The 26,217-nt window shown below is 65.5% G+C and carries 38 protein-coding genes; 11 read left to right on the top strand and 27 right to left on the bottom strand.

Annotation, left to right across the window (positions count from 1 at the left end; translation table 11 throughout):
• Positions 1–2 precede the first annotated feature (2 nt).
• The 11 genes from flgL to LVY72_RS06725 all read left to right on the top strand — a co-directional run bounded on the left by flgL (position 3) and on the right by LVY72_RS06725 (position 9,165).
• Complete coding sequence (gene flgL / locus LVY72_RS06775; protein WP_237819012.1) at positions 3–890, top strand: flagellar hook-associated protein FlgL; 888 nt, start codon at positions 3–5, stop codon at positions 888–890.
• On the top strand, positions 887–1,270 hold the full coding sequence (gene fliW / locus LVY72_RS06770; RefSeq protein ID WP_237819010.1) for a flagellar assembly protein FliW: 384 nt from the start codon (positions 887–889) through the stop codon (positions 1,268–1,270). Before flgL ends, fliW begins: the two co-directional genes overlap by 4 nt.
• Before the next feature lie 18 nt (positions 1,271–1,288).
• Positions 1,289–1,921, top strand: a complete 633-nt coding sequence (locus tag LVY72_RS06765; RefSeq protein WP_237819008.1) for a prepilin peptidase — start codon at positions 1,289–1,291, stop codon at positions 1,919–1,921.
• Positions 1,922–2,234: 313 nt separating this feature from the next.
• Positions 2,235–2,435: a Flp family type IVb pilin gene (locus LVY72_RS06760; protein ID WP_237819006.1), complete on the top strand. Its 201-nt coding sequence runs from the start codon at positions 2,235–2,237 to the stop codon at positions 2,433–2,435.
• 89 nt (positions 2,436–2,524) lie between these two features.
• On the top strand, positions 2,525–2,899 hold the full coding sequence (locus tag LVY72_RS06755) for a TadE/TadG family type IV pilus assembly protein (protein WP_237819004.1): 375 nt from the start codon (positions 2,525–2,527) through the stop codon (positions 2,897–2,899).
• Positions 2,887–3,855, top strand: a complete 969-nt coding sequence (locus LVY72_RS06750) for a pilus assembly protein TadG-related protein (protein WP_237819002.1) — start codon at positions 2,887–2,889, stop codon at positions 3,853–3,855. Before LVY72_RS06755 ends, LVY72_RS06750 begins: the two co-directional genes overlap by 13 nt.
• A 24-nt stretch (positions 3,856–3,879) precedes the next feature.
• Entirely contained in the window at positions 3,880–4,644 is a 765-nt protein-coding gene (gene cpaB, locus LVY72_RS06745; protein ID WP_237819000.1) for a Flp pilus assembly protein CpaB, read from the top strand.
• Positions 4,644–5,843: a CpaE/TadZ family protein gene (locus LVY72_RS06740; protein ID WP_237818998.1), complete on the top strand. Its 1,200-nt coding sequence runs from the start codon at positions 4,644–4,646 to the stop codon at positions 5,841–5,843. Before cpaB ends, LVY72_RS06740 begins: the two co-directional genes overlap by 1 nt.
• On the top strand, positions 5,840–7,327 hold the full coding sequence (locus LVY72_RS06735; protein WP_237818996.1) for a TadA family conjugal transfer-associated ATPase: 1,488 nt from the start codon (positions 5,840–5,842) through the stop codon (positions 7,325–7,327). The genes LVY72_RS06740 and LVY72_RS06735 overlap by 4 nt, the downstream gene beginning before the upstream one ends.
• A gap of 35 nt (positions 7,328–7,362) precedes the next feature.
• Positions 7,363–8,268 (top strand): type II secretion system F family protein, encoded by a 906-nt coding sequence (locus tag LVY72_RS06730; protein ID WP_237818994.1) that lies wholly within the window; start codon positions 7,363–7,365, stop codon positions 8,266–8,268.
• A gap of 12 nt (positions 8,269–8,280) precedes the next feature.
• Positions 8,281–9,165, top strand: coding sequence for a type II secretion system F family protein (locus tag LVY72_RS06725; protein ID WP_237818992.1), 885 nt, complete (start codon positions 8,281–8,283; stop codon positions 9,163–9,165).
• Between the two features lie 430 nt (positions 9,166–9,595).
• Here the strand turns inward: LVY72_RS06725 and LVY72_RS06720 are convergent, their stop codons facing one another.
• The 27 genes from LVY72_RS06720 to rpsS all read right to left on the bottom strand — a co-directional run bounded on the left by LVY72_RS06720 (position 9,596) and on the right by rpsS (position 26,215).
• Positions 9,596–10,528: a tRNA pseudouridine synthase A gene (locus LVY72_RS06720; RefSeq protein WP_237818990.1), complete on the bottom strand. Its 933-nt coding sequence runs from the start codon at positions 10,526–10,528 to the stop codon at positions 9,596–9,598.
• 23 nt (positions 10,529–10,551) lie between these two features.
• Positions 10,552–11,136: a 50S ribosomal protein L17 gene (gene rplQ / locus LVY72_RS06715; RefSeq protein ID WP_237818988.1), complete on the bottom strand. Its 585-nt coding sequence runs from the start codon at positions 11,134–11,136 to the stop codon at positions 10,552–10,554.
• Positions 11,137–11,201: 65 nt separating this feature from the next.
• The gene (locus tag LVY72_RS06710) at positions 11,202–12,212 is read right to left on the bottom strand and encodes a DNA-directed RNA polymerase subunit alpha (protein WP_237818986.1); all 1,011 of its coding nucleotides are present in this window, start codon (positions 12,210–12,212) and stop codon (positions 11,202–11,204) included.
• 187 nt (positions 12,213–12,399) lie between these two features.
• The gene (gene rpsK / locus LVY72_RS06705) at positions 12,400–12,801 is read right to left on the bottom strand and encodes a 30S ribosomal protein S11 (protein ID WP_237818983.1); all 402 of its coding nucleotides are present in this window, start codon (positions 12,799–12,801) and stop codon (positions 12,400–12,402) included.
• Between the two features lie 45 nt (positions 12,802–12,846).
• Entirely contained in the window at positions 12,847–13,224 is a 378-nt protein-coding gene (gene rpsM, locus LVY72_RS06700) for a 30S ribosomal protein S13 (RefSeq protein ID WP_237818981.1), read from the bottom strand.
• A 160-nt stretch (positions 13,225–13,384) separates the two neighbouring features.
• Complete coding sequence (gene rpmJ, locus LVY72_RS06695) at positions 13,385–13,498, bottom strand: 50S ribosomal protein L36 (RefSeq protein WP_012397712.1); 114 nt, start codon at positions 13,496–13,498, stop codon at positions 13,385–13,387.
• Positions 13,499–13,578: 80 nt separating this feature from the next.
• A complete protein-coding gene (gene infA / locus LVY72_RS06690) occupies positions 13,579–13,800 on the bottom strand; it encodes a translation initiation factor IF-1 (RefSeq protein WP_005267757.1) in 222 nt (73 codons plus the stop codon).
• A 177-nt stretch (positions 13,801–13,977) separates the two neighbouring features.
• Positions 13,978–14,937: a P1 family peptidase gene (locus LVY72_RS06685; protein WP_237818979.1), complete on the bottom strand. Its 960-nt coding sequence runs from the start codon at positions 14,935–14,937 to the stop codon at positions 13,978–13,980.
• 148 nt (positions 14,938–15,085) lie between these two features.
• Positions 15,086–15,931: a metal-dependent hydrolase gene (locus LVY72_RS06680; protein WP_237818977.1), complete on the bottom strand. Its 846-nt coding sequence runs from the start codon at positions 15,929–15,931 to the stop codon at positions 15,086–15,088.
• A 146-nt stretch (positions 15,932–16,077) separates the two neighbouring features.
• Positions 16,078–16,905, bottom strand: coding sequence for a type I methionyl aminopeptidase (gene map, locus LVY72_RS06675; RefSeq protein WP_237818975.1), 828 nt, complete (start codon positions 16,903–16,905; stop codon positions 16,078–16,080).
• 128 nt (positions 16,906–17,033) lie between these two features.
• Entirely contained in the window at positions 17,034–17,609 is a 576-nt protein-coding gene (locus LVY72_RS06670; RefSeq protein WP_237818973.1) for an adenylate kinase, read from the bottom strand.
• Positions 17,606–18,919, bottom strand: a complete 1,314-nt coding sequence (gene secY, locus LVY72_RS06665) for a preprotein translocase subunit SecY (protein ID WP_237818971.1) — start codon at positions 18,917–18,919, stop codon at positions 17,606–17,608. The genes LVY72_RS06670 and secY overlap by 4 nt, the downstream gene beginning before the upstream one ends.
• Positions 18,920–19,110: 191 nt before the next feature.
• Positions 19,111–19,566, bottom strand: coding sequence for a 50S ribosomal protein L15 (rplO, locus tag LVY72_RS06660; RefSeq protein ID WP_237818969.1), 456 nt, complete (start codon positions 19,564–19,566; stop codon positions 19,111–19,113).
• 2 nt (positions 19,567–19,568) lie between these two features.
• Complete coding sequence (rpmD, locus tag LVY72_RS06655; protein WP_237818967.1) at positions 19,569–19,781, bottom strand: 50S ribosomal protein L30; 213 nt, start codon at positions 19,779–19,781, stop codon at positions 19,569–19,571.
• Positions 19,781–20,470 carry a 30S ribosomal protein S5 gene (rpsE, locus tag LVY72_RS06650; protein WP_237818966.1) on the bottom strand — a complete coding sequence of 230 codons (690 nt, stop codon included), beginning with the start codon at positions 20,468–20,470 and terminating at the stop codon, positions 19,781–19,783. The genes rpmD and rpsE overlap by 1 nt, the downstream gene beginning before the upstream one ends.
• 29 nt (positions 20,471–20,499) lie before the next feature.
• On the bottom strand, positions 20,500–20,883 hold the full coding sequence (rplR, locus tag LVY72_RS06645; protein WP_237818964.1) for a 50S ribosomal protein L18: 384 nt from the start codon (positions 20,881–20,883) through the stop codon (positions 20,500–20,502).
• Between the two features lie 2 nt (positions 20,884–20,885).
• On the bottom strand, positions 20,886–21,422 hold the full coding sequence (gene rplF, locus LVY72_RS06640) for a 50S ribosomal protein L6 (RefSeq protein ID WP_237818962.1): 537 nt from the start codon (positions 21,420–21,422) through the stop codon (positions 20,886–20,888).
• Between the two features lie 18 nt (positions 21,423–21,440).
• Positions 21,441–21,842 carry a 30S ribosomal protein S8 gene (rpsH, locus tag LVY72_RS06635; RefSeq protein WP_237818959.1) on the bottom strand — a complete coding sequence of 134 codons (402 nt, stop codon included), beginning with the start codon at positions 21,840–21,842 and terminating at the stop codon, positions 21,441–21,443.
• Positions 21,843–21,901: 59 nt separating this feature from the next.
• Positions 21,902–22,471, bottom strand: a complete 570-nt coding sequence (gene rplE, locus LVY72_RS06630) for a 50S ribosomal protein L5 (RefSeq protein ID WP_237818957.1) — start codon at positions 22,469–22,471, stop codon at positions 21,902–21,904.
• Positions 22,471–22,833, bottom strand: coding sequence for a 50S ribosomal protein L24 (gene rplX / locus LVY72_RS06625; protein WP_237818954.1), 363 nt, complete (start codon positions 22,831–22,833; stop codon positions 22,471–22,473). Before rplX ends, rplE begins: the two co-directional genes overlap by 1 nt.
• 2 nt (positions 22,834–22,835) lie before the next feature.
• Positions 22,836–23,204, bottom strand: coding sequence for a 50S ribosomal protein L14 (gene rplN / locus LVY72_RS06620; RefSeq protein ID WP_237818952.1), 369 nt, complete (start codon positions 23,202–23,204; stop codon positions 22,836–22,838).
• 449 nt (positions 23,205–23,653) lie between these two features.
• The gene (rpsQ, locus tag LVY72_RS06615) at positions 23,654–23,941 is read right to left on the bottom strand and encodes a 30S ribosomal protein S17 (RefSeq protein WP_269092257.1); all 288 of its coding nucleotides are present in this window, start codon (positions 23,939–23,941) and stop codon (positions 23,654–23,656) included.
• Positions 23,938–24,264, bottom strand: coding sequence for a 50S ribosomal protein L29 (rpmC, locus tag LVY72_RS06610; RefSeq protein WP_237818949.1), 327 nt, complete (start codon positions 24,262–24,264; stop codon positions 23,938–23,940). The genes rpsQ and rpmC overlap by 4 nt, the downstream gene beginning before the upstream one ends.
• 2 nt (positions 24,265–24,266) lie before the next feature.
• A complete protein-coding gene (gene rplP, locus LVY72_RS06605; protein ID WP_237818947.1) occupies positions 24,267–24,683 on the bottom strand; it encodes a 50S ribosomal protein L16 in 417 nt (138 codons plus the stop codon).
• A complete protein-coding gene (gene rpsC, locus LVY72_RS06600; protein ID WP_237818945.1) occupies positions 24,684–25,529 on the bottom strand; it encodes a 30S ribosomal protein S3 in 846 nt (281 codons plus the stop codon).
• Positions 25,530–25,895, bottom strand: a complete 366-nt coding sequence (gene rplV / locus LVY72_RS06595) for a 50S ribosomal protein L22 (protein ID WP_237818943.1) — start codon at positions 25,893–25,895, stop codon at positions 25,530–25,532.
• Positions 25,896–25,933: 38 nt separating this feature from the next.
• Complete coding sequence (gene rpsS, locus LVY72_RS06590) at positions 25,934–26,215, bottom strand: 30S ribosomal protein S19 (RefSeq protein ID WP_168484906.1); 282 nt, start codon at positions 26,213–26,215, stop codon at positions 25,934–25,936.
• Positions 26,216–26,217: the final 2 nt, after the last annotated feature.

Below are 26,217 nucleotides of genomic sequence, written 5' to 3'. Positions count from 1 at the left end.
CCATGATTTCCCGCGTCACCAACCAGACCCTGGCCCAGTCGGCGCAGCGGAACCTGCAGTCCGGCATGGCCAAACTGGCCAAGCTGCAGGACCAGGCTTCCACGCAGAAGGCGATCACCAAACCTTCCGACGATCCGGCGGCAGCCGCCGATGCGCTGCGCATCCGCGCCGAGCAGCGCGCCGCCGACCAGTACGGGCGCAATATCGACAACGGCACCGGCTGGCTCACCACCTTGGACGGCGCACTGGCTACCGCCACCGACCTGATGCAGCGGGTGCGCGATCTGGCCGCGCGCGGGGCCAACGGCAGCCTCAACGCCACGGCCAAGGAGGCGATCGCCGTCGAAATCGAAGGGCTGAAGAAGGATCTGGCCGCCCAGGCGAACACCACCTACCTGGGCCGGACCGTGTTCGCCGGCACCTCCGACGCCGGTGCTGCCTTCCAGCCAGACGGCACGTTCAACGGCAACGGGACGGCGGTGGACCGCCGGATCGGCCCGAACTCCACCGTCCGGGTGGACGCGGACGGGGCCGAGGTGTTCGGTACGGCTGCGGACGGTGATTCGGTCTTTGCCCTGCTGGACAAGATCGCCGCCGACCTGCGCGATCCCGCCGCCAATGTCGGTACCAACCTCGCCGCCATCGACCAGCGGCTGGATGCCATCATCAGTGCGCACGCCGGCGTCGGCGTCCGGCACGCGCTGCTGCAGCAAGCCGAGGAGGCCAATCTGGACCAGAAAATTGCGCTCGAAGCCCAGCGCTCGGGCGTGGAGGACGTGGACCTTTCCAAGGTCATCCTGGATCTGAAGCTGCAGGAGGTCTCCTACCAGTCCGCCCTGGCCGTCACCGCCCGGGTGCTGCAGCCGACTCTGATGGACTTCCTGCGGTGAGCGTCGCGCTGACCTTCGTGGCTCCTCCCCCGGGTCTGGCTCCGCTGGTGGACTTCGTGCTGCGGCCGCTGGACGGCGCGGCAGGCCTGTTCGCCTTGGAAGCCGCCGCGGACGCGGGCCGGCGGCTGTTCGTGCTGGACGCCTCGGTCTACCTGCCGCACTACCAGCCGGTGATCTCGGACGAGGACGTGGCCGTGCTGGGCCTGCGCGGGCCCGAGGAAGCCATGGTGCTGGTGGTGGCCAACCCCGGCCAGGCCGGTACCACGGTCAACCTGATGGCACCGGTCGTGGTCAACACCGCCACCGGCGCGTCCGCGCAGGTGATCCTCGAGGGCCAGGACTGGCCGCTGCGGGCCGACCTCGCCCCGCTGGCCGGGTAGCAGGCGGATCCGGCCGGCATGTTCATCCCCCTGTTCGCCTCCTGCACGCTGGCCGGCCTGATCGCCGGCTGGTACGTCTTTCCGCTCGCCCAGCGCGAGGAGCGCACCGCCCTGCCGCCCGGCTGGCGGATCACGACGGCGGCGCTCACCGGTGCCGCCGGCGGCCTGCTGGCCTGGGTTGCCGGTCCGAGCTGGGCCATACCGGCGTTCCTGCTGCTCGCGGTCCTGGGCGTGCTGCTGGCCGCCATCGACGCCCGGCACAAGCTGCTGCCCAACCGGCTGGTGGCACCGTTCCTGCTCGGTGCCCTGCTGCTGCTGGCCGCCGCGTGCCTGATCACGGGTGACTGGGACCGGCTGCTCGGCGGGATCCTGGGCGGGGCCGGACTGTTCGCCGTCTACCTGGCGCTGGCGCTGATCAGGCCCGGTGGGATCGGCATGGGCGACGTCAAACTGGCCGCCGTCGTCGGCCTCTACGCCGGCTACCTCGGTTTCAGCAGCTGGCTGTTCGTGCTCATGGCCGCATTCCTGCTCAGCGCAGTGGCGGGCGTCACACTTTTGCTGGCCCGCCGTGCCACCCGCAACTCGGAAATCCCCTTTGGGCCGGCCATGATCCTGGCCTCGCTGCTGGCTCCGGCGCTGCCTTACTCATAAGTACTACTGGTGGTACCCAGCCACGAGGCTATTCCTCGGATTTACGCGGGTCCGAGGCAGCCTCCACGTGTCGTTCCGTGGCTTCGGCACGTATCCACCGTGTCCATTTAGCGCTTAACCAGTAGTACTCAGTGGTACGACCCGTAGAACAACCGGTAATCCCTGAGTAGCAATCGAGTAGTCGGAAGTATTGAGCGGCCGGCGGCCAGTGAATAGTTTGATCTCAACGAGGTCCACAGGGACCAAGTTGGGGTCCCGGACACACGGTCCGGGAGGTCTCTCTTTCACTCACACATTTGTTAGGGGTATACAAATGCTCGCTTTCTACGCCACCGTCCAGTCCTTCTTCGCCACCGCCACCGACCGCCTGAAGGGCGAGGAGAAGGGCGCCACCGCGGTCGAGTACGGCATCATGGTCGCCGGCATCGCCGTTCTGGTCATGGGAACCGTCTTCCTCATCGGCGGCCAGCTGGATGTCCTTTTTGGTGACGTGCTCGACACTCTGGGCGGCTAGTCCTCGACCCGAAGCACACCGATAGGCAGCCGAGTGGCGGTTCCATCTGCTGGGACCGCCACTCGCGTCTTCAATTCCTTGGGGGAACAATGAAAGCTCTTCGGCGGGAGCACGGCGCTGCGGCGGTCGAGTTCGCACTCGTGCTGCCCATCCTCCTCCTGGTTGTGATCGGCATCGCGGAGTTCGGCCGGGCGTTTTTCACCGAAATCTCACTCGCCCAAGCGGCTCGAGAGGGCGCCCGGGTGATGGCCCTGACCCAGGATTCGGGGCAGGCTACGGCCGCAGCCATCACGGCAGCTCCCGGCCTAAACCCAGTGCTGGGCAGCGGTAACATCACGATGCCCAGCACCTGTACGGAAGGTAGCCAGGTGACGGTGACTGTCAGCTACAGCCTGACCGCCCTGACAGGTTTCATCGGCCCGTTCGACTTGCAGAGCCAGGGGGCTATGCGATGCGGCGGCTAAAGCAGTCCGAGGACACCGAGCGCGGTTCCTCCGCTATCCTGGTCGCCCTGCTGATGACCGTGTTACTGGGCTTCGCGGCTCTCGCCGTGGACGTCGGTGCCATGTATTGGGAAAAGGCGCAGTTGCAGAACGGGGCCGATGCTGCGGCCCTGGCCATCGCCGAGGACTGTGCCAACGGAAGTTGCGGAGACACCTTTGGCACGGCCCAAGCACTGAGTAACGGCAATGCCCGGGATAACGTCAGCGGGGTACGGTCAATCACCTTTCCGGCTGCCAAAACGGTGCGTGTGGTGACCAATGCCCGGGACGCCGGCGGTTCGGATACGTTCTCTACATACTTCGCACGTATCTTTGGCGTGAATTCCGTGGACATCGAGGCCTCCGCCACCGCGGTCTGGGAAGGCATCGGCAGCGGGCCGGCGGTGTTCCCGATCATCTTCAAACGCTGTGAATTCGAAGAGTCGATCATCAACGGGACGTGGCAGGTGCTGGATTTCCATGGCAGCGCGGGCTGCGACAACCATAATCCGTCCGGCCAGAACTTTCCGGGGGCCTTCGGCTGGCTGGACCAGCAGAGCGGCCAGTGCAAGTCCCTGAACATGAGTATCGGAAACTGGGCCGGCGGCGACACCGGCGTCGCTTTTCCGGGCGGCTGCGACGCGGTCATTGCCCAGTGGAAGGCGGATCTCCAGGCCGGCAAACAGGTCTACATCGTGCTGCCGATCTACGACAACGGCCGCGGCACCGGCGGGAACGTCGAATACCACGTCTCGGGCTACGTAACGTTCGAGATCAACGGCTGGCGTTTCACCGGTGGCCGGAACTACAACAACGGCAGTTGTACCGGCAGCTGTCAAGGATTCATTGGACGCTATATCGATGAATCCACGTCCGACGGCGATTTCGGCGGCGGCGGACCGGATCTGGGCGCGACGATCGTCCGCCTGACCGAATAAAAAAGACAGATTGGGGAATCTGACGTGAAAACTCGCCTGCTGGGGGGCATAGCAGCGGCGCTGCTGGCGATTATCGGAACGGTTCTGCTCGTGGTCTACGTGCAGAACGCCGACCGCCGGGCAGCAGCAGGAATGCAACCCGTCGATGTACTGATAGTCCAGGACCGAATCGCTGCCGGCACGCCGGTCGACAAACTCGGCTCGGCCGTGAAGCTCGAATCCGTCCCTTCGGCCGCCGTGCCGGCCGGAGCGGTGTCCAAATTGTCCGACCAGAAGGGCAAGGTTACCTCCGTCGAGCTCCAGCCCGGCGAACAGGTGCTGGCCTCCCGGCTGGTCTCTCCGAACGAAGTGACGGTACCGGGGACGGTCGCCGCACCGGAAGGCAAGCAGGAGATCACTCTCCTGCTGGAGCCCGAGCGGCTGGTCGGCGGACGGCTGGCCGCGGGAGACACCGTCGGCGTCTTCATCTCGGTGGAGACTGAGAAGGAGGTTCCGGCGAACGCTCTGCAGCCGGAAATGCGCGGCTTCAAGGAATTCACCGACCTGAAGTTCCGCAAGGTCCTGGTCACCTCGGTGCAGCAGGCGCCCAGCGACTCCGGTGCGAAGAACTCAGAGCAGCAGAGCGTGCCGATGCCGTCCGGTTCCGCCTTCGTTACCTTGGCGGTCACTGATGCCGAAGCTTCCAAATTGGTCTTCGCAGCGGAATTCGGCAAGATCTGGCTGTCCAAGGATCCGGAATCGGCCACCAACAGCAATCCTCCGGTCAGCACCCTGGCGGAGGTGTTCTGATGAGCCGCTTCATCCTGATCACAGCGGCCCCCGACTTCGAGGGGCGTCTGCGCCAAGCCATGTCCGGCAGCCTCGCCGGCACCCTGCAGGTCCTGCCGCCCGAAGTCATGCGCGGCGGCACGGAGGCCATTGTCCCTCGTGACAGCTCGCAGGGGCCCGAGGTCCTGTTTCTGGGACCGGGACTGGACCTGCCCCAGGCGCTGGAATTGGCCCGCACGCTTGACCTCAAGCATCCGGAAATCAGCTTGGTCCTGGTGGCCGATTCCAGCCACGAACTGGCGCTGGCAGCGATGCAGGCCGGCGTCCGGGACGTCCTGGCGCCGGCTGCCGACGACGCCGAGCTGCGTCAACTGCTGGAGCGAGCCTGTTTGGCTGCGGCCAGCAGGCGCCGTGGGCTGTCCATGGCCAGCGAACCGATGGATGCCCCGGCACGGGTCATCGCTGTCATGTCTCCGAAGGGTGGAGTGGGCAAGACCACCGTGGCCACCAACCTGGCCATCGGGCTGGGCAAGGTCGCCCCGCAACGTGTGGTGATTGTGGACCTGGACCTGCAGTTCGGAGACGTCGGTTCAGGGTTGCTGCTGGAACCGGAACGAACCATCACCGATGCAGTCCAAGGCTCGGCAGCCCGGGACGCGATGGTCCTCAAGACCTTCCTCACCGCACACTCCTCCGGAATTTACGCCCTCTGCGCGCCCCGGCTGCCTGGCGATGCGGACCTCATCACTCCGGAGCATGTCAGCAGGCTCATCCGGCAGCTGGCCTTGGAATTCAAGTACATCGTGGTAGATACCGCCCCGGGTTTGGGCGAGCACTGCCTCGCAACGCTCGAGCAGGCTACCGACGGCGTGTGGGTGTGCGGCATGGACGTCCCGAGTATCCGGGGCCTGCGCACCGGATTCGGTGTCCTGCAGGAGCTGGGACTGATGCCTGATGGCCGCCATGTGGTCTTGAACTTCGCGGACCGCAAGTCCGGGCTGAGCGTCCAGGACATCGAGGCCACTATCGGGGTACCGGTAGATGTGGTCGTTCCCCGCTCGCGCACCGTACCGTTCTCCACCAACCGCGGCGTGCCGCTGCTGCAGGACAACACCCGCGACTCGGCCACCAAGGGACTGCGCAGGCTCGTCCAGCGCTTCGATCCGGCCAAGGTTGCCGAAGCCCAGAAGCAACTTCACCGAAGGGTGGTCGTTTCATGAAACTCTCAGACCGACTCGGTGCCATCCGGGCACGTGAAACCAGGCTGGCCGAAGCCGATGAACTGACCGCTGCGCCGGTACAGGATTCTGTGCCGGAGGCACTCCCGGGAGCAATGACGCGGCCTGCGTCGTCGACGCTGGCATCACCGGAACCGGATTCACCAACGCTGCCGACCAGCGCGCCTGCCGACCCGGCGACAGACGCACTGGCAGGGCTCAAGCAGCGTGCCGGGCAGGCGCTCTTCGAGCGGCTCGGTGGCCGGATCAGCGATTCCTCCATAGGCGAGGGGGAGCTGCGTGTCCTCGCGCGGGAGGAGCTCTCATCGGTCATCGACGCCGAACAGGTGCCGCTGAGCCCGCAGGAACGCCGGCGGCTCATCCGCGAGGTGGCCGACGAGGTCCTGGGATACGGGCCGCTGCAGCGCCTGCTGGATGACCCCGCTGTCACCGAAATCATGGTCAACCGGCACGACCGGATCTATATCGAACGCCAGGGGCGGTTGCAGTCGACCGACTACAGGTTCAGTTCCGAGGAACATCTGCGCAAGGTGATCGAGCGCATCGTCACCCGGGTCGGTCGAAGGATCGACGAATCCTCCCCGCTGGTAGACGCGCGGTTGGCCGATGGCTCACGTGTCAACGCCATCATCCCGCCGCTGGCTGTCGATGGCCCGGCGCTGACCATTCGGAAGTTCAGCAAGGTCCCGCTGACCGTTCAGAACCTGATCGAGTTCGGGTCCTTGACTCCGGAAATGGCCGAGCTGCTCAGCGCCTGCGTCCGTGCCCGGCTGAACGTGATCGTTTCCGGTGGTACCGGTACCGGCAAGACAACGCTGCTGAACGTGCTTTCCTCCTTCATTCCCGAAGAGGACCGGATTGTCACCATCGAGGACGCCGTGGAACTGCAGCTGCAGCAGCGGCATGTGGTGCGTTTGGAAAGCCGCCCACCGAACATCGAGGGCAAGGGTGCCATTGCCATTCGCGAACTGGTACGCAACTCGCTGCGCATGCGGCCGGACCGGATTGTGGTCGGCGAGGTCCGCGGCGGAGAATCCCTGGACATGCTCCAGGCCATGAACACCGGCCATGACGGCTCCCTCTCGACGGTGCACGCCAACTCACCGCGGGATGCGGTGGCCCGTTTGGAGACTTTGGTGCTGATGGCCGGCATGGACCTGCCGCTGCGGGCCATCCGCGAGCAGCTCTCCTCCGCCGTGGACGTGATCGTCCAGCTGACCCGCCTGCGGGACGGCACCCGCAGAGTCACCCATGTGACCGAGGTCCAGGGCATGGAAGGAGACGTTGTGACGCTCCAGGATGCGTTTGTCTTCGACTATTCCGCCGGTGTAGACCAGCATGGCAGGTTCCTGGGCCGGCCCGTCGCCACTGGTGTCAGGCCGCGGTTTATCGACCGCTTCGCGGATCTGGGCATCACTGTCTCGCCCGCGGTCTTCGCCGGTACGGCACCGGCAGGGAGGTGGTGATGATGGCCCCGTGGATCTTCGCGGCTGCCATCCTGATGGTCGTCATGGCGATCGTGTTGTTGTTCGCGGTGGTGCTGAGGCCACGAACCGCCGACGTTCCGCTGTCAAGGCGTCGGCCGGATGGATTCAAGAAAGGTTCAGCCCTTTCGCGTTTCGCGGACACCACTGTCAGCACCGTGGACGGCATGATGGGACACTCGGGCGGATGGTTCAATCGAAACGTCCTGTACAACGCCGGTGTACGTCTCGCACCCGCAGACTTCACCGTCCTGGTCCTGGCCGGAAGTTTGGTGCTCGGTCTCGCCGGCGGGCTGCTGGTGCATGCGTTCGCCGGCATCCTGCTGGCCGTACTGGCACCGCTGCTGGCCAAACTGGCGCTCGGAATACTCGCGGACAAGCGGCGGGCAAAGTTTGATGCGCAGCTTCTGGACACCCTGCTGATGCTCACCGGTGGCCTGCGTGCCGGCCACAGCATCCTCAGTTCCTTCGACGCTGCCGCGCAGGAATCCGAGGCACCGATGTCCGAGGAACTGAGTCGGATCGTCAATGAGTCCAGGCTTGGCCGTGACTTTACCGCAGCAATTATGGAATCTGCGGGCCGCATGCGCAGCGAGGATTTCGGCTGGATCGGCCAGGCGGTAGACATCAACCGCGAGGTCGGCGGAGACCTGGCAGAGGTGCTGGACCAAGTTGGCGAAACCATCCGGGAACGAAGCCAGATCAGGGGACAAATCCGGGCACTGAGTGCGGAAGGCAAAATCTCCGCCTATGTCTTGGTGGCGCTGCCGATCTGCGTCGCACTCGCCATCAGCGTCATCAATCCCGGCTACGTCGGAACCTTGACCCAAAGCCTCCTCGGTTGGGTGATGGTGGGCTTCGGCGGACTGCTGCTGGTCGCAGGCTCCGTGTGGATGAGCCGTGTCATCAAGATCAAGTTCTAAGGCGGAAACTCCATGACTCTCACCGCGTGGTCGCTGACGGCCCTTATCATCCTGCCCACCACCTACCTGCTTTGGTCCTTTGTCTCCGTGGACCGGCGCTCCGCACTGCTGATCCAGTCCAATCTTGGCCGGGACACGACGGCGGCATCGGACAGGACCTCGAGCCGTCCCCCGATCTTCCTGGGCATGGCTCACAAAATTACGCCGCGCAGCTACGTAGGTAAGTTGGACAGGCTGCTGGCCATGGCCGGCCGGCCGATATCCATGCCGCTGGAACGGATTCTCATTGCCAAACCGGCGCTGGCCTTGGCCGGGGCCGTCCTGGGCATCCTCCTGGTAGCCCGCAACCTCAGCACCGGGACAATCCTGCTGGCCGTCGTCATCATGGTGCTCGGTTATTTCCTCCCCGATCTGCTGGTCTACAACAACGGCATCAAGCGCCAGCAGCTGATTGAGCAGGAGCTGCCGAACACCTTGGACCAGATGCTGATCTCGGTGGAGGCCGGGCTAGGCTTCGAAACAGCTATGGCGCGGGCCGGGCAGAGCGGAAAAGGTCCGCTGGCCGAAGAACTGGTCCGCACCCTGCACGATATCCAGGTGGGACGCAGCCGCTTGGAAGCCTACCAAGCGATGGCAGAGCGCAGCACCGTCCAGGATCTGAAGAGTTTCGTCCGTGCCGTCGTCCAGGCCGACAAGTACGGTATCGGTATCGCCAAGGTGCTGCGGATCCAGGCCAAACAGGCCCGGATCAAGCGGCGCCAGCGCGCCGAGGAAAAGGCCATGAAGCTGCCGGTCAAGGTGCTCTTCCCGCTGCTGTTCTGCATTTTCCCGGTGCTGTTCATCGTGCTGCTCGGGCCGGCCGCGATCAACATCATGAACACTTTCATGAGGATCTAGACGGCGATCAAAGCTTGAATAGACTGCCTGTGCCTTGGTGGGGGAAGGCACAGGCGCCGAACGGCGGTCCCGGCTGATGCCCCTGGAGAAATCCCGGCCGGGACCGCCTCTTTGCGTGTCCGACTGATCCGCAGGCCGAGCCCCGGCGGCCTACTGGCCGCGCGGCCGGCGTCGCCGGATCGTCCTGCCGTCCGCGCTACCCACATTTCCGTGTACCAAGACCCGTAAGTTCCAGGCACAATTCGAGTAGTCCCGCATCTTGAGCAGCCAGCCCAAAGGTGAAATGTTTGATTCAGGGAGGTCCGGGCCGTCAAACAGCCCCGGCGGCTCGGACACCCCGCAGACTACCTGTGTTTTTGTGGGGGAAGGCACGGGTGCACGCAGGCGGCTCCGGCCGGGTTGCCCTATCAACCCGGCCGGAGCCGCTTCTTTAGGTTTCCGACAGGTCCTCACGCTTGGCCCGGGTCTGCGCGGCCCGCAGCACCATCATCTCGTGGTCCTCCGGGTACGCTACGTGCTCCAGCACCAGCGGATGCGGCGCCGCCAGCTTGGTCTGCGAATCCCGGACCTGGGCCAGCAGCCGCTGGTGCAGCCAGTACGGATCGTGTTCGGTCCCCACGATCAGCGATGCACCGATCAGGGCGCGCACCATGTTGTGGCAGAAGGCGTCCGCCTGCACGGTAGCCGTGATCACGCCATCGTGGCCGCGGACAAAGGAGAAGTGCTGCAGTTCGCGGATGGTGGTGGCGCCCTCGCGGGGCTTGCAGAAGGACAGGAAGTCGTGGATCCCGATCAGGCGCCCGGCGGCATTGTTCATCATCTTGGGATCCAGCTCGCGGTCATGCCAGAGGGTGGTGTTGCGGGTCAGCGGGTCCCACAGTTCGGGCCGGTCCGCGATCCGGTAGCTGTAGCGGCGCGACAGCGCCGAGAACCGCGCGTCGAACCCGGGCGGGGCCGGCACCGCCGAGTGGATCTCGATGGCCCCGGCCAAAGTGCGCAGCGGCGACGGCGCACCGGCCCGGCCGCCGAGCACCTTCGACAGCACGCCGCGCAGCCGGCGCACCAGAGCCGCGCCGGGATCGATGTCCCGGCCGCGGGACAGCGCCTGCCACTCCCCCGGGTCAAGGTCGAAGTGGACCACCTGGCCGCGTGCGTGCACCCCGGCGTCGGTCCGGCCCGCCACAGTCAGCCGCACCGGGCGGCGGATCAGGACCTCGAGCGCCTCCTCCAGCGCGCCCTGGACGGTCAGGTGCCCGGGCTGCACGGCCCAGCCGCGGAACGGCGCGCCGTCGTACGAAAGATCCATCCGCACACGCAGCAGCCCGCCGTCCGGTTCGGGGACGGCGGGCTGCTGTTCAGACATACTCCGAGTCTAGCCGGAAGAAACTACTTCTTCTCTTCGGCTTCCGGGGCTTCTTCAGCGGCGGGGGCCTCGGCGGCCTCGGCCTCGGTTGCGGCAGCTTCCTCGGCGGCCGGAGCTTCGGCAGCCTCGGTTTCCACAGCCTCGGTGGCCGGGGTCTCCTCGGCAACCGGAGCAGCCGGGGCGGCCTTCTCAGCGGCCTTCTCGGCTTCCTTCACCACAGCCTGCTTCGGGGAAACGGGCTCCAGCACCAGTTCGATGACGGCCATGGGGGCGTTGTCGCCCTTGCGGTTGCCGATCTTGGTGATGCGGGTGTAGCCGCCGTCGCGGTTGGACAGCTGCGGCGCGATCTCGGTGAAGAGCTCGTGCACGATGCCCTTGTTGGTGTTGTTGCGGGCCGAAATGGCACCCTGCACCCGGCGGCGGGAGGCCAGGTCACCGCGCTTGGCGAAGGTGATCAGGCGCTCGGCGTACGGGCGCAGCCGCTTAGCCTTGGTGACGGTGGTGGTGATGCGCTTGTGCTCGAAGAGCGACGCGGCCAGGTTCGCGAGCATCAGGCGCTCGTGGGCCGGACCGCCGCCGAGGCGCGGACCCTTGGTGGGCGTAGGCATTATGTATTCTCCTCAAATGGTGCCGCAGAACGCTCCGGGCGTCGGTACGGCAAAATTCCTGCGTTTTAGAGTTCGTCCTCGGTGTAGCCGGCTTCGTCCTCTTCGATGGCTGCGGCACGCGCGGCCAGGTCGAACCCTGGAGGGGAATCCTTCAGGGACAGACCCAGTTCCACCAGCTTGGCCTTGACCTCGTCGATGGACTTGGCACCGAAGTTCCGGATGTCCATCAGGTCGGCTTCGGAGCGGGCCACGAGCTCACCCACGGTGTGGATGCCCTCGCGCTTGAGGCAGTTGTAGGAGCGTACGGTGAGCTCCAGGTCCTCGATCGGCAGGGCCATGTCGGCTGCCAGGGCGGCATCCGTCGGGCTCGGGCCAATCTCGATGCCTTCGGCGGCGGTGTTCAGTTCGCGGGCCAGGCCGAACAGCTCAACCAGGGTGGTTCCGGCCGAGGCGACGGCGTCGCGCGGGGCAATGGAATCCTTGGTCTCGACGTCGACGATCAGGCGGTCGAAGTCGGTACGCTGCTCAACACGGGTCGCCTCAACCTTGAAGGTGACCTTCAGCACCGGCGAGTAGATCGAGTCCACCGGAATACGGCCGATCTCCGCGTCGCCGGACTTGTTCTGGGCGGCGGAAACGTAGCCGCGGCCGCGCTCGATGGTCAGCTCGAGCTCGAACTTGCCCTTCTCGTTCAGCGTGGCGATGTGCAGGTCCGGGTTGTGGAACTCCACACCGGCCGGCGGTGCGATGTCCGCGGCGGTGACGACGCCGGGTCCCTGCTTGCGCAGGTAGGCGACCACGGGCTCGTCATGCTCGGAGGAGACGGCCAGGTTCTTGATGTTCAGGATGATCTCGGTGACATCTTCCTTCACACCCGGAACCGTGGTGAACTCGTGCAGCACACCGTCGATCCGGATGCTCGTAACGGCAGCACCGGGGATCGAGGACAGCAGCGTGCGGCGCAGCGAGTTGCCGAGGGTGTAGCCGAAGCCCGGCTCCAGCGGTTCGATGACGAACCGGGAGCGGTTATCGGCCACTACTTCTTCAGTAAGAGTGGGGCGCTGTGCAATAAGCACTTAGTTTTCCTTTCAGCGAGCATCCGCTATATGACGCAACACGATTGGTGGAAAGGGACGGCTGGCCGGTCTGCCAGGCACGCCAATGCCGCCGCCTAGGCACGGCAATGGCCTTTCAGCCGCCGCAAGGATCCCGCAGCAAGCTGGGGGAATTCCGTACGGCGGCCGAAAGTTGCCTGAGGACCGACTAGACGCGGCGGCGCTTCGGGGGACGGCAACCGTTGTGGGCGCTGGGGGTGACGTCCTGGATGGAGCCGACCTCGAGGCCAGCGGCCTGCAGCGAACGGATGGCGGTTTCGCGTCCGGACCCCGGGCCCTTCACGAAGACGTCGACCTTCTTCAGGCCGTGCTCCTGGGCGCGCTTGGCAGCGGCCTCGGCAGCCATCTGCGCGGCGAACGGGGTGGACTTGCGGGAGCCCTTGAAGCCGACTTCGCCGGCGGACGCCCAGGAAATCACAGCACCGTTCGGATCCGTGATGGACACGATGGTGTTGTTAAAGGTGCTCTTGATATGCGCCTGTCCCAGCGCAATATTCTTCTTATCCTTGCGACGCGGCTTGCGGACCGCTCCACGAGTCTTCGGGGGCATTTGATCTCCTACTACAAAGGTTCAGGGGTAGCTACCAACCGCTGTTTAGCGGCCGGCCTTCTTCTTACCGGCGACGGTGCGCTTCGGGCCCTTGCGGGTACGAGCGTTGGTCTTGGTGCGCTGTCCGCGAACGGGCAGGCCGCGGCGGTGGCGGAGGCCTTCGTAGCTGCCGATCTCAACCTTGCGGCGGATGTCAGCGGCCACTTCGCGGCGGAGGTCACCCTCGACCTTGAAGTTGCCTTCGATGTAGTCACGCAGCTGCACGAGCTCCGCATCGGTGAGGTCCTTGACGCGCGTGTCCGGGCTGATGCCGGTCTCTGCGATGGTCTGCTCTGCACGGGTCTTGCCCACGCCGTAGATGTAAGTGAGCGCGATGATTACCCGCTTTTCGCGGGGAATGTCTACGCCAGCGAGACGAGCCATATTGGCGGTTCTCCTTGTGGTATCCGGAGGTCTGAAGCAATGCGGCCCTGTTGCCAGGTCCCCGGCCTCCGAGCCCGGGGGTATGCAGGAAAGGCTCCTGCTGCACTGCCTTTTATGGAATTACGACGCGCGGGCGCCCCTGCTCATACGAGCAGGGGGACTAGCCCTGGCGCTGCTTGTGGCGCGGGTTTTCGCAGATCACCATGACCCGGCCATTACGGCGGATCACCTTGCACTTATCGCAGATCTGCTTGACGCTCGGCTGGACCTTCATGGTTATCCTTTGCGTTGCTAGCAGTTTTTTAAAATTGCGTAACTACTTAATGCGACCCCCGGAGGGGACGCAGAAAGTCTTTACTTGTAGCGGTAGACGATACGGCCCCGGGAGAGGTCGTACGGGCTAAGTTCCACCACAACACGGTCCTCGGGGAGGATCCGGATGTAGTGCTGGCGCATTTTGCCTGAGATGTGGGCAAGCACAACGTGCCCGTTGGTCAGTTCAACTCGGAACATCGCATTGGGCAGCGCTTCCTGCACAGTGCCTTCAATCTCAATGACACCGTCTTTTTTAGCCATATCCTCCGCTAACGTTAGTAACCACCGCCGCAGGGGCGGGGGCTGGTTTTGGGCTCTGATTGCCTGGCTCCGCACGCTGGCACCAGCGCGGCATCCGGGAAGTTCCGGCTTCCGCGCCCATAAAAAAGCGCACGGAGGCAGACACAACCAACAGACAACTGTACTCCTGCACCGCCCTTAAGTTAAATCGGGATGCTTTGCAAGTCCGACGGCGGAGGTTTCTACCGCTTCGGCGCTGGCCACCGCGTCAAGGATCGCCAGCCGCACCGCATCCGCGGCCAGGATCTGCAGCTGCATCCGCGGGTCCACCTCGCCCTCCGCGGCCAGCGGCCGGGCGCCGGTGGCCAGGCAGAAGACGACGTCGCCGTCCACCAAGGTGTGCGACGGGTCCAGCGCGCGGGCCAGGCCGGCGTGCGCGGCCGACGCCGTCCGCTTGGCTTCGGCCGGGTCCAGCACGGCATTGGTGGCCACCACGCACAACGTGGTGTTCAGCGGGCCATGCCCTCCGGGCGTCCGGTCCCCGGCCTGCCGGCCGGCGGCGGAGCGGCCGGGCAGCACGGGGGCCCCGGCGGCGTTGACCACCGCCAGCGCCCCCACCACGACCGGCCCGTTGGCCCCGGCCATCCGCAGCGAGGCAGTGCCCACGCCGCCCTTGTACCGGCCGAAGTCCACCGCAGCGCCCATCCCGGCGCCGGCATTCCCGCGCCGCACCGGAGCAAACTCGGGGCATGCGCCAGCCGCGGCTGTGGCGTCGTACCCCATCTGGGCGTCCGGACGGGCCCGAAGCTCCCCGCCGCGGCCCAGGTCGTAGATCGCCGCGGCCGGGACAATCGGCACCAGCGCATTCCGGGTCCGGAAGCCTCGCCCCTGCTCCTCGCACCAGCGCTGGGCTCCGATGGCCGCGGCCAGGCCGAAGGAGCTGCCGCCGGCCAGGACCACGGCATCCACCGTGCGCACCAGGGCCGTGGGGTCCAGTGCGTCCGTCTCATGCGTGGCCGGGCCTCCGCCGCGGACGTCCACGGCCCCGACGGTACCCGGCGGCGGCAGCACCACCGTCACGCCGGTCAGCCAGCCGTCGCCGGCGCGGTCTACCTGTCCCACCCGGATCCCCGGGACATCGGTTATCGAGGATGCCATGGCGCCAGCCTAGCGTTCGCCGCCTGCCCCGCGCGCTTCGCGCACGGGGACCCTTGGCGGCTCTCTTGCCGAGGGCCCCGCTGCGAGCGAAGCGAGCGGTAGGAGGCGGATAGGCGCTACGGGAGGAGCGCCGGTCCGGGCGTACCGCTCACAGTGCGGCCAGGGCCAGCACCGCCACCTTGCCGATGCTGAAGGTGGCCGCACCCATGCCGAGGATCACGTAGGCGCTGACCGGAACCAGCAGCAGCCATTCCCGCACCGATCCGGCATCGCCCAGCACGGGCATGGCGAAGTATCCGTTGGGCCGCCAGATCCAGCTGACCACCGGGACCTTGCGCAGGACCCGCGGCGGTTTGAACCGCAGCGGCCAGATCAGGTTGACGCCGCCGGTGGTGAGCATGTCCCCCACGATGTGCATGATCACCCCCACGCCCATCGCGATCGGGAACCAGTTCTGTTGCTCCGGCGCAAAGGCAGCGATGAAGGCCGCCACGGACAGTCCGACCACCCAGGGGATCTTCTGCAGCCGGTCGGGGATGAACTTCAGTGCCTTGGCCGCGAAGGCCACCAGCAGCACGCACAGGATGCCGGCGCCCGGGTAGATGGTGCCGAAGGTGGGAACCTCCATGGTCCACAGCCCGGCGATGAACGCGACGGCGATGAACGCGAAGATGCCCAGGACCGAGTGCGTGCCCTTGCGGTGGCCGCCGGAGACGGCGCCGATGCCGGAGCAGACGGCCTTGGAAACCGGCGGCAGCGAATGGGCAATGGTGGCGTTGTGGTGGTCCGCGTCCGGCACCAGCGCTGCGCCGGCGCTGACTAGGGCGCCGGTCAGCACGCCGACCGGCCCCACGTCCATCAGTCCGGCACCCACGGTCAGGGTCTGCTCGCCCCAGCCGGCCGGCACCGTGATCCAGTCCAGCGGAATCCTGTACTGGGTGGTCAGCGCCACCCAGGCCGCCGCGCCGGAGAGGGCGTGGTGTGCTCCCATCATGGTGTTTTCGGGGTCCTTTCATCGCAAATGTCAGTCGCCACCAGTAAAGCCGGTGCTACCGACAATCGGACGCGGTTGCCCGGACACGGCGCAACGGCGACGATCACGCAGGACCCCCGGCGCCCTCCGGCGGACCGGAGGGCGGGTCAGTCCAGCGGGACCGGGGTGACGCCGAGCGGGGCCAGCTTCGCCGCTCCCCCGTCCTCTGCGGTGAGCACCCAGATGCCGCCGCTGTGCACCGCGACGGTGTGCTCCCACTGGCAGGAGCGGGAGCCGTCGGTGGTGACCACGGTCCAGTCGTCCTCCAGCACCCGGGTCTCGATGTTCCCGCGCACCAGCATCGGCTCGATGGCCAGGCACAGGCCGGGCCGGATCTTGGGGCCGCGGTGGTTGGTGCGGTAGTTGAGCACGTCCGGGGCCTGGTGCATCGCGGTTCCGATGCCGTGGCCGACGTAGTCTTCGAGGATCCCCAGCGGCTTGCCCGGCACGGAGCTGACGTAGTCGTCGATCGCGTTGCCGATGTCCCCCACGCGCTGTCCGCCGGCCAGTGCCGCGATCCCCCGCCACATCGCCGCTTCGGTCACATCCGAGAGCCGCTGGTCCTCCGGATCCGCGGTACCTACGATCACGCCGCGGGCCGAGTCCCCGTGCCAGCCGTCCACGCTGCAGCCGCCGTCGACGGACAGGACATCCCCGTCCTGCAGCACCCGGTCCCCCGGGATGCCGTGGACAACTTCCTCGTTTACCGAGACGCAGACCGTGGCCGGGAAACCGTGGTAGCCCTTGAAGTTGCTCTTCGCCCCGGCCTCGTCCAGCACCGCTTCGAAGGCGGCGTCGATGTCGCGGGTGGTGGCGCCGACGACGGCGGCAGCCACCGCAGCGTCGAGGGCGCGGCTGACCACCAGGCCGGCGGTGCGCATTTTGCGGATCTGGTCCGTGGTCTTGTATTCGATGCTGGGCTGGCGGAATGCCATGGGGTCCTTCTCTTCTGTTAAATGCCGCAGGCCCCGTGTCCGGTTTCCCGCTGCGTCGCTACGCGGCTTGATCTCCACGCGGCAGCGAGCGGGGCTGTCCGGAACAACGGGGCCTGCTGGTGCGGTGTTCAGGCGGTGACGCTCTTGAGCGCTTCCATGATGCGGTCGGTGACCTCGTCGATGGCCCCGATGCCGTCGACCTTGGCCACGATGCCCCGGTCCACGTAGCGGGAAACCACTGCCTCGGTCTGCTCGTGGTACAGGTCCAGGCGGTGGCGGATGACGTTCTCGGTGTCGTCCGCGCGGCCTTCCAGCTCCGCCCGGGAGAGCAGCCGGCGCACCAGTTCCTCGTCGTCGGCGGTCAGCTGGAGCACGACATCGAGCTTCTCGCCGTTCCCGGCCAGGATCGAGTCCAGTTCGTCCACCTGGGCGCCGGTGCGGGGGTAGCCGTCCAGCAGGAAGCCGTCCTGGACATCGGGCTGGGCCAGCCGGTCGCGCACCATGTTGTTCGTGACGCTGTCGGGCACAAAGTCGCCATTATCGATGTACTTCTTCGCCTCCAGTCCCAGCGGGGTCTCTTCCTTGACGTTGGCGCGGAAGATATCCCCGGTGGAGATGGCAACGATGGCCAGGCGCTCGGAAATACGTGATGCCTGGGTCCCCTTGCCGGATCCGGGCGGGCCAATAATGAGCATTCGTGTCATCGCAGTAGTCCTTCGTAGTGCCGTTGCTGTAGCTGGGCATTAATCTGCTTCACCGTCTCCAGCCCCACGCCAACCATGATGAGGATAGAGGTGCCGCCGAACGGGAAGCTCTGGTTCGCGTTGATCAGCACCAGGGCCATCAGCGGAATCAGGGCAATCAACCCCAGGTAGAGCGCTCCGGGCAACGTGATCCGTGAGAGCACATACTCGAGGTAGTCGGCGGTCGGACGGCCGGCCCGGATTCCCGGGATGAAGCCGCCGTACTTCTTCATGTTTTCCGCGACCTCGGTCGGGTTGAAGGTGATCGCCACGTAGAAGTAGGTGAAGAAAACGATCATGGCGAAGTAGAGCGCCATGTACAGCGGGTGGTCGCCCCGGACCAGGTAGGTGTTGATCCAGTTCACCCATTCCGGCGGCGGCGTCGTGCCGTCCGTGGGCGTGTTGAACTGGGCGATCAGGGACGGCAGGTAGAGCATCGACGAGGCGAAGATGACCGGAATGACGCCGGCCATGTTCACCTTGATCGGGATGTAGGTGCTGGTTCCGCCCAGCGTGCGGCGGCCAACCATGCGCTTGGCGTACTGCACCGGGATGCGGCGCTGGGACTGCTCGACGAAGATCACCGCGGCGATCACGAACAGGCCCACCACCAGCACGCCGAGGAAGACATTGACGCCCTGGGCGGTGAGGATCTCGCCGATCGCATTGGGGAAGCCGGCGGCGATGGAAACGAAGATCAGGATGGACATGCCGTTGCCGACGCCCTTTTCGGTGACCAGCTCGCCCATCCACATGATCATGCCGGTGCCGGCGGTGAGGGTGATGATCAGCAGGATGATGGTGACCAGGTTGTCGTCCGGGATCAGCGGCACCGGGCAGTTGCCCAGCAGCGCCCCGCTGCGGGCCAGCGAGACCAGCGTGGTGGCGTTGAGCAGGCCCAGCGCGATGGTCAGGTAGCGGGTGTACTGGGTGAGCTTGGACTGGCCCTGGGCGCCTTCTTCGTGCAGCTCCTGGAAACGGGGAATGACCACCCGCAGCAGCTGGACGATGATGCTCGCGGTGATGTAGGGCATGATGCCCAGGGCGAAGATGGACACCTGCAGCAGCGCACCGCCGCTGAAGAGATTGACGAACTGGTAGAGTCCGCCGCTGGTGTTGCCCAACGCCAAGCATTGCTGCACGTTCCCGTAATCGACGCCCGGGGCCGGGATGAAGGCACCCAGGCGGTAGATGGTGATGATTCCGAGTGTGAACAACAACTTGCGTCGCAAGTCCGGCGTCCGGAATACCCGGCCAATTGCGCTAAGCAAGCGTCCTCCTGAATTTCTTTGATGCCCGATGGCGGCAAGTCACAACTACCGAGTCTATCGGTTCCGCCGCATCCTGATTAAACCGGTGGCCCCGCCGGGGCCGTGCGTTAAGCACCGGAGGCTCCCGCGAACCGGCGTCAGCCGGCTCGCGGGAGCCTCATGGGTGCGGTGGAAGATCCGGGACCGGGAGCTTAGAGCTCCGTCGCCGAACCGCCGGCGGCGGCGATCTTCTCAGCAGCGCTGGCGGAGAAGGCGTCGACCTTCACATCGACCTTGACGGTGATGTCGCCGGTGCCCAGGACCTTCACGGGCTGGTTCTTGCGGACCGCGCCCTTGGCCACCAGGGCCTCGACGGTCACGTCGCCGCCTTCCGGGAACAGCTCGCTGAGCTTGTCCAGGTTGACCACCTGGTACTCGACCCGGAACGGGTTCTTGAACCCGCGCAGCTTCGGCAGGCGCATGTGCAGCGGCAGCTGCCCGCCCGCGAAGCCGGCCTTGACCTGGTAACGGGCCTTGGTGCCCTTGGTACCACGGCCGGCGGTCTTACCCTTGGAGCCTTCACCACGACCAACGCGGGTCTTGGAGGTCTTGGCACCGGGGGCAGGACGCAGGTGGTGGACCTTCAGAGTGTTGTTCTCTTGTGCCATCTCTACTTCGCCTCCTCGACCTTCACCAGGTGGGAAACAGTGTTCACCATGCCCACGGTCACGGCGTCGGCGCTGCGGACCACGGTGTGGCCGATGCGCTTCAGACCCAGTGACCGCAGGGTGTCGCGGTGGTTCTGCTTGCCGCCAATGACGGACTTGATCTGGGTGATTTCCAGCTTCGCGTCGGACGGAGCCAGATTCTTACGCGTAGTCATTACGCACCTGCCTTCTGCTGGAGATTGCGGAGCAGATTCGCCGGAACAACCTCATCCAGCGGCAGGCCGCGGCGGGCAGCCACTGCCTGCGGCTCTTCCAGCCGGCGCAGCGCGTCGACGGTGGCGTGCACGATGTTGATCGCGTTGGAGGAACCCAGCGACTTGGAGAGCACATCGTGCACCCCGGCGCACTCGAGCACGGCGCGGACCGGACCACCGGCGATAACACCGGTACCGGCTGCCGCCGGACGCAGCATGACCACGCCTGCGGCAGCCTCGCCCTGGACACGGTGGGGCACCGTGCCGGCGATGATCGGGACGCGGAAGAAGGACTTCTTGGCTTCCTCGACGCCCTTGGCGATGGCCGCGGGAACTTCCTTGGCCTTGCCGTAACCCACGCCGACCAGGCCGTTGCCGTCGCCGACAACCACCAGGGCAGTGAAGCTGAAGCGCCGGCCGCCCTTGACGACCTTGGCCACGCGGTTGATGGTCACGACGCGCTCGAGGAACTTGTCCTTCTCGGCGTCGCGCCCGCCGTCGCGGCCGCCACGGCCGCCACGCTCGCCGCGGCCGCCACGGTCGCCGCGCTCGCCACGGCGTCCGCCGCGGCGCTCATCCTGGGAAGACGCCGCAGAGACGGTGCCCTCCGCCGAACCGGCGGCAGCGGTGGTCTCAGTTGCTTCAGTCACCTGAGTATCCTTTTCGTTATTCTCAGCGGTCACAGGGCCAGCCCACCTTCACGTGCGCCGTCGGCCACCGCGGCCACCCGGCCGTGGTACTTGTTGCCGCCGCGGTCGAAGACGACTGCTTCAATGCCGGCAGCCTTGGCACGCTCGGCGACGAGGCCGCCCACGCGCTTGGCCTTGGCCGTCTTGTCGCCTTCGAAGGCGCGCAGGTCGGCTTCCATGGTGGACGCCGAGGCCACGGTCACACCCTTGGTGTCGTCGACTACCTGGACGAACATGTGGCGTGCCGAGCGGGTGACCACCAGGCGCGGACGGACCGCGGTACCGGAGACGCGCTTGCGCACGCGCAGGTGGCGGCGTCCACGGGCAGCGGACTTGCTCTTGGACGAGCGCTTCTTGTTGATGCTGATCGCCATGATTACTTACCAGCCTTTCCGACCTTGCGGCGGATAACTTCGCCGGCGTAACGGATGCCCTTGCCCTTGTAAGGGTCCGGCTTGCGCAGCTTGCGGATGTTGGCAGCGACCTCGCCGACCTGCTGCTTGCTGATGCCAGAGACGGTGAGCTTGGTCGGACCCTCGACGGCAAAGCTGATGCCCTCGGGAGCCGCCACGTTCACCGGGTGGCTGAAGCCCAGGGCGAACTCGAGGTCCGAACCCTTGGCCTGCACACGGTAACCGGTGCCGACGATCTCAAGCTTCTTTTCGTAGCCTTCGGTCACACCGATGATCATGTTGCTGATCAGGGTGCGGGTCAGGCCGTGCAGCGAGCGGGAAGCGCGCTCGTCGTTCGGGCGGGAAACCGTCAGGGTGTTCTCGTCCAGCGAGACCGCGATCGGGGAAGCGACCTCGTGGGTCAGTTCGCCCTTGGCGCCCTTGACGGAGACGACGTTGCCGTCGATCTTGACATCGACGCCGGCGGGAACGGTGATGGGGAGACGTCCAATACGTGACATTATTCTCTTTCCTTCCCGTTACCAGACGTACGCGAGGACTTCGCCGCCCACGCCCTTCTTGCCGGCCTGACGATCAGTCATCAGCCCGGAAGAGGTGGACAGGATTGCGATACCCAGGCCACCGAGCACACGCGGCAGGTTGGTGGACTTCGCGTAAACACGCAGACCGGGCTTGGAGATGCGGCGGATGCCGGCGATGGAACGCTCGCGGTTCGGCCCGAACTTCAGGTCGATGGTCAGCTTCTTGAAGCCGCCCTCGGCTTCCTCTTCCTTCCAGCCGGCGATGTAGCCTTCTGCCTTCAGGATGTCGGCCACGCGTGCCTTCAGCTTGCTGTACGGCATGGACACGGTGTCGTGGTATGCCGAGTTTGCATTGCGCAGACGCGTCAGCATGTCTGCGACAGGATCTGTCATAGTCATTGGGCTCTTGCCCTTTCTCGTAACGGTTTCCTAGGAACCGGACCTGTTACGTAGTTAGATTAATCTTCGGTCTTGAACGGGAAGCCCAGCGCCTTGAGCAGCGCGCGGCCTTCGTCGTCGGTCTTGGCGGTGGTCACCACGGTGATGTCCATACCGCGCACACGGTCGATCTTGTCCTGATCGATCTCGTGGAACATGGACTGTTCGGTCAGACCGAAGGTGTAGTTGCCGTTGCCGTCGAACTGCTTGCCGTTCAGACCGCGGAAGTCGCGGATACGCGGCAGGGCGAGCGTGACCAGGCGGTCCACGAATTCCCACATCCGGTCGCCGCGCAGCGTGGCGTGCGTACCGATCGGCATGCCTTCGCGCAGCTTGAACTGGGCGATGGACTTGCGGGCCTTGGTGACCATGGGCTTCTGGCCGGTGATCTCGGTCAGGTCGCGCACGGCGCCGTCGATCAGCTTGGAATCCTTGGCGGCATCGCCGACACCCATGTTCACCACGACCTTGACCAGGCGCGGGATCTGCATGACGTTGGCGTACTTGAATTCCTGCTGCAGGGATTCGCGGATTTCGCCGGCGTACTTGGCCTTCAGGCGCGGCTGGATCTTCACAGCTGCTTCAGTCATTAGAGTGCCTTTCCGGAAGCCTTGGCGTAGCGAACACGCACGGTCTTCTGTACGCCGTCCTTCTCGACGGTCTCCAGCCGGAAGCCGACGCGGGTCGGCTTCTTGGTCTCCGGGTCGACGATGGCGACGTTGGAGACGTGCAGCGGGGCTTCAACAACCTCGATGCCGCCGGTCTTGGTACCGCGGGAGGACTGGCCGACCTTGGTGTGCTTGGTGACGCGGTTGATGCCCTCGACCAGCACGCGGTTGGTCTCCGGGAACACCTTCAGGACCTTGCCCTGCTTGCCGCGGTCGCCGCCGCGGACCTGCGTGGCACCGGTGATGACCTGGACCAGGTCGCCCTTCTTGATCTTTGCGCCCATGGTTACAGCACCTCCGGAGCCAGCGAAATGATCTTCATGAACTTCTTATCGCGAAGCTCGCGCCCAACCGGGCCGAAGATACGGGTACCGCGGGGGTCGCCGTCGTTCTTCAGGATCACTGCGGCGTTCTCGTCGAACTTGATGTAGGAACCGTCCGCACGGCGGCGTTCCTTCTTGGTACGGACGACGACCGCCTTGACGACGTCACCCTTCTTTACGTTGCCGCCCGGGATAGCATCCTTGACGGTGGCAACAATGACGTCGCCAATGCCTGCGTAGCGACGGCCGGATCCACCGAGAACGCGGATGGTGAGGATTTCCTTGGCACCCGTGTTGTCGGCGACCTTCAGTCGCGACTCCTGCTGAATCACTTATTACTCCTGTCGTCGCGCCGGTTCTCAGAGCAACTCTGAGCCTTGCGGAACGGATATGGGTTGGCCCCGCACCGGGCTCCCCCTGGCCGCGCGTCAGCGCTAAGCCCGAAGGCGATTGCGGGAATTTGCCTGTTCTGTCCAGACGGGAAGGTGGATAGTCCTCCCAAACGGCACAGGCAAGATTACTAGTGTATTACCAAGGCACCCCGGACACGAAATCCGGCTGGTTCCAGCCGGGCACGCGGCCGGGGGCTCGTAATTTTCAAGGGGAACAATCTCCCCTTCAAACCCTCCGTGGCCGGCGGCGGAAAACCGCCGCCGGCCCGGCGGGAAACCTGAGGACCGGGCCCGCCCGCCTTCACGGACGGGCCCGGCACAGCTTGCACTGGGCCCACGCGGCCGGGGCCCCCGGATCCGCGAAGCGGATTCAGGGGCAGCCGCGGGGACTACTTGGCCTTTTCGACGATCTCCACCAGGCGCCACCGCTTGGTCGCGGACAGCGGGCGGGTCTCGGCGATGACGACCAGGTCGCCGATGCCGGCGCTGTTCTGCTCGTCGTGCGCCTTGACCTTGGAGTTACGGCGCAGAACCTTGCCGTACAGGGCGTGCTTCACGCGGTCCTCGACCTCGACGACGATCGTCTTGTCCATCTTGTCGGACACGACGTAGCCGCGCAGGGTCTTCCGGGTGCCACGATCCTGTGCTGGGGTCACAGCTGCTTCCTTCTCACTCATTTGGCATCATCCTCGGCGGCGGGAGCCTCGGCGGCTTCCTCGTCCTTCTTGGACTTCTTTGCCTTCTTGTCGGCCGGAGCCTCCTGGGCCGAAGCCTCGACCTCGGGGCGGATGCCCAGCTCGCGTTCGCGCAGCACCGTGTAGATGCGGGCGATGTCGCGCTTGACGGCCTTGAGCCGGCCGTGGTTCTCCAGCTGCCCGGTGGCGGACTGGAAACGGAGGTTGAACAGCTCCTCCTTGGCCTTGCGCAGTTCCTCTACGAGACGCTCACTGTCGAAAGTCTCGAGCTGCTTGGATGCCAGTTCCTTCGAACCAACTGCCATGTCTATTCACCACCCTCGCGACGCACAATGCGTGCCTTCAACGGCAGCTTGTGGATCGCCAGGCGCAGGGCCTCGCGAGCTACCTCTTCATTGACACCGGAGAGTTCGAACAGAACCCGGCCCGGCTTGACGTTTGCAACCCACCACTCCGGCGAACCCTTACCGGAACCCATGCGGGTTTCGGCAGGCTTCTTGGTCAGCGGACGGTCCGGATAGATGTTGATCCAGACCTTGCCGCCACGCTTGATGTGGCGGGTCATGGCAATACGGGCTGCCTCGATCTGGCGGTTGGTGACGTATGCGGGCGTAAGCGCCTGGATACCCCACTCGCCGAAGCTGACCTGGGTGCCGCCGGTAGCAGCGCCGGAACGACCCGGGTGGTGCTGCTTACGGTGCTTGACTCGACGTGGGATAAGCATTTAAGCCTCTCCTCCTTCTGCAGCCGGAGCCTCGGCGGCAGCCTCGGCGGCCGGTGCGGCCTCGGCTGCCGGAGCAGCGTTGCGGTCAGTACGACGGCGGCGATCTCCACGGTCGCCACGGTCGCCACGGTCGGCCGGGCCGCGGCCCGGACGGTCGCCGCGGCCGCGGGACGACGGAGCGGCAGCCTGCTGGGCAGCCAGTTCCTTGGCGGTGACGTCGCCCTTGTAGATCCAGACCTTCACGCCGATGCGGCCGAAGGTGGTCTTGGCCTCGAAGAAGCCGTAGTCGATGTTCGCGCGCAGGGTGTGCAGGGGCACACGGCCTTCGCGGTAGAACTCCGAACGGCTCATTTCGGCGCCGCCCAGACGGCCCGAGCACTGCACGCGGATACCCTTGGCACCGGCGCGCTGCGCGGACTGAATGGCTTTCTTCATGGCGCGGCGGAAGGCCACGCGCGAGGTCAGCTGCTCGGCCACGCCCTGGGCTACCAGCTGCGCTTCGATCTCGGGGTTCTTGACCTCGAGGATGTTCAGCTGCACCTGCTTGCCGGTCAGCTTCTCCAGCTCGCCGCGGATGCGGTCCGCCTCGGCGCCGCGGCGGCCGATCACGATGCCCGGACGGGCCGTGTGGATGTCCACGCGGACGCGGTCACGGGTACGCTCGATCTCCACCCTGGCGATACCGGCGCGCTCCATGCCCGTGGACATGAGCTGGCGGATCTTGACGTCCTCACGGACGAAGTCCTTGTAGCGCTGGCCGGCCTTGTTGCTGTCGGCGAACCAGTGGGAAACGTGGTCGGTGGTGATACCGAGTCGGAATCCGTGCGGGTTTACTTTCTGTCCCACTTACTGGTCCTCCTCTTTCTCCGGGGTGGCGACGACAACCGTGATGTGGCTGGTCCGCTTCTTGATGCGGAACGCGCGGCCCTGGGCACGCGGCTGGAACCGCTTCATGGTCGGACCCTCATCAACAAATGCCTCGCTGATGTAGAGGTCGCTCTCGTCAAAGGCGACGCCGTCGCGGTCTGCGAGGACGCGGGCGTTGGCAACTGCCGACGCGAGCACCTTCGATACCGGCTCCGAAGCTGCCTGCGGGGCAAACTTCAGAATTGCCAGAGCCTCATTCGCCTGCTTGCCACGAACAAGGTTGACGACGCGCCGGGCCTTCATAGGCGTTACGCGAATATGGCGCGCAATAGCCTTGGCTTCCATTGCTTTCCTTCTCTCGTCTTCTGCCGTAAAAGCAGCGCCTAGCGGCGCTTGCCCTTACGGTCGTCCTTCACATGGCCGCGGAAAGTCCGCGTCGGGGCGAATTCGCCGAGCTTGTGCCCGACCATCGACTCGGTGACAAACACCGGAATGTGCTTGCGTCCGTCGTGTACGGCGATCGTGTGCCCGAGCATGTCGGGGACGATCATCGAACGGCGGGACCACGTCTTGATGACGTTCTTGGTGCCCTTTTCGTTCTCGGCAGCGACCTTCAGGAAGAGGTGCTGGTCGACGAAGGGGCCTTTCTTCAGGCTGCGTGGCATGT

The sequence above is a fragment of the Arthrobacter hankyongi genome (genome assembly GCF_022012395.1).
Classification (GTDB): Bacteria; Actinomycetota; Actinomycetes; order Actinomycetales; family Micrococcaceae; genus Crystallibacter; species Crystallibacter hankyongi.
This window is presented reverse-complemented; position numbering and strand designations above follow the sequence as displayed.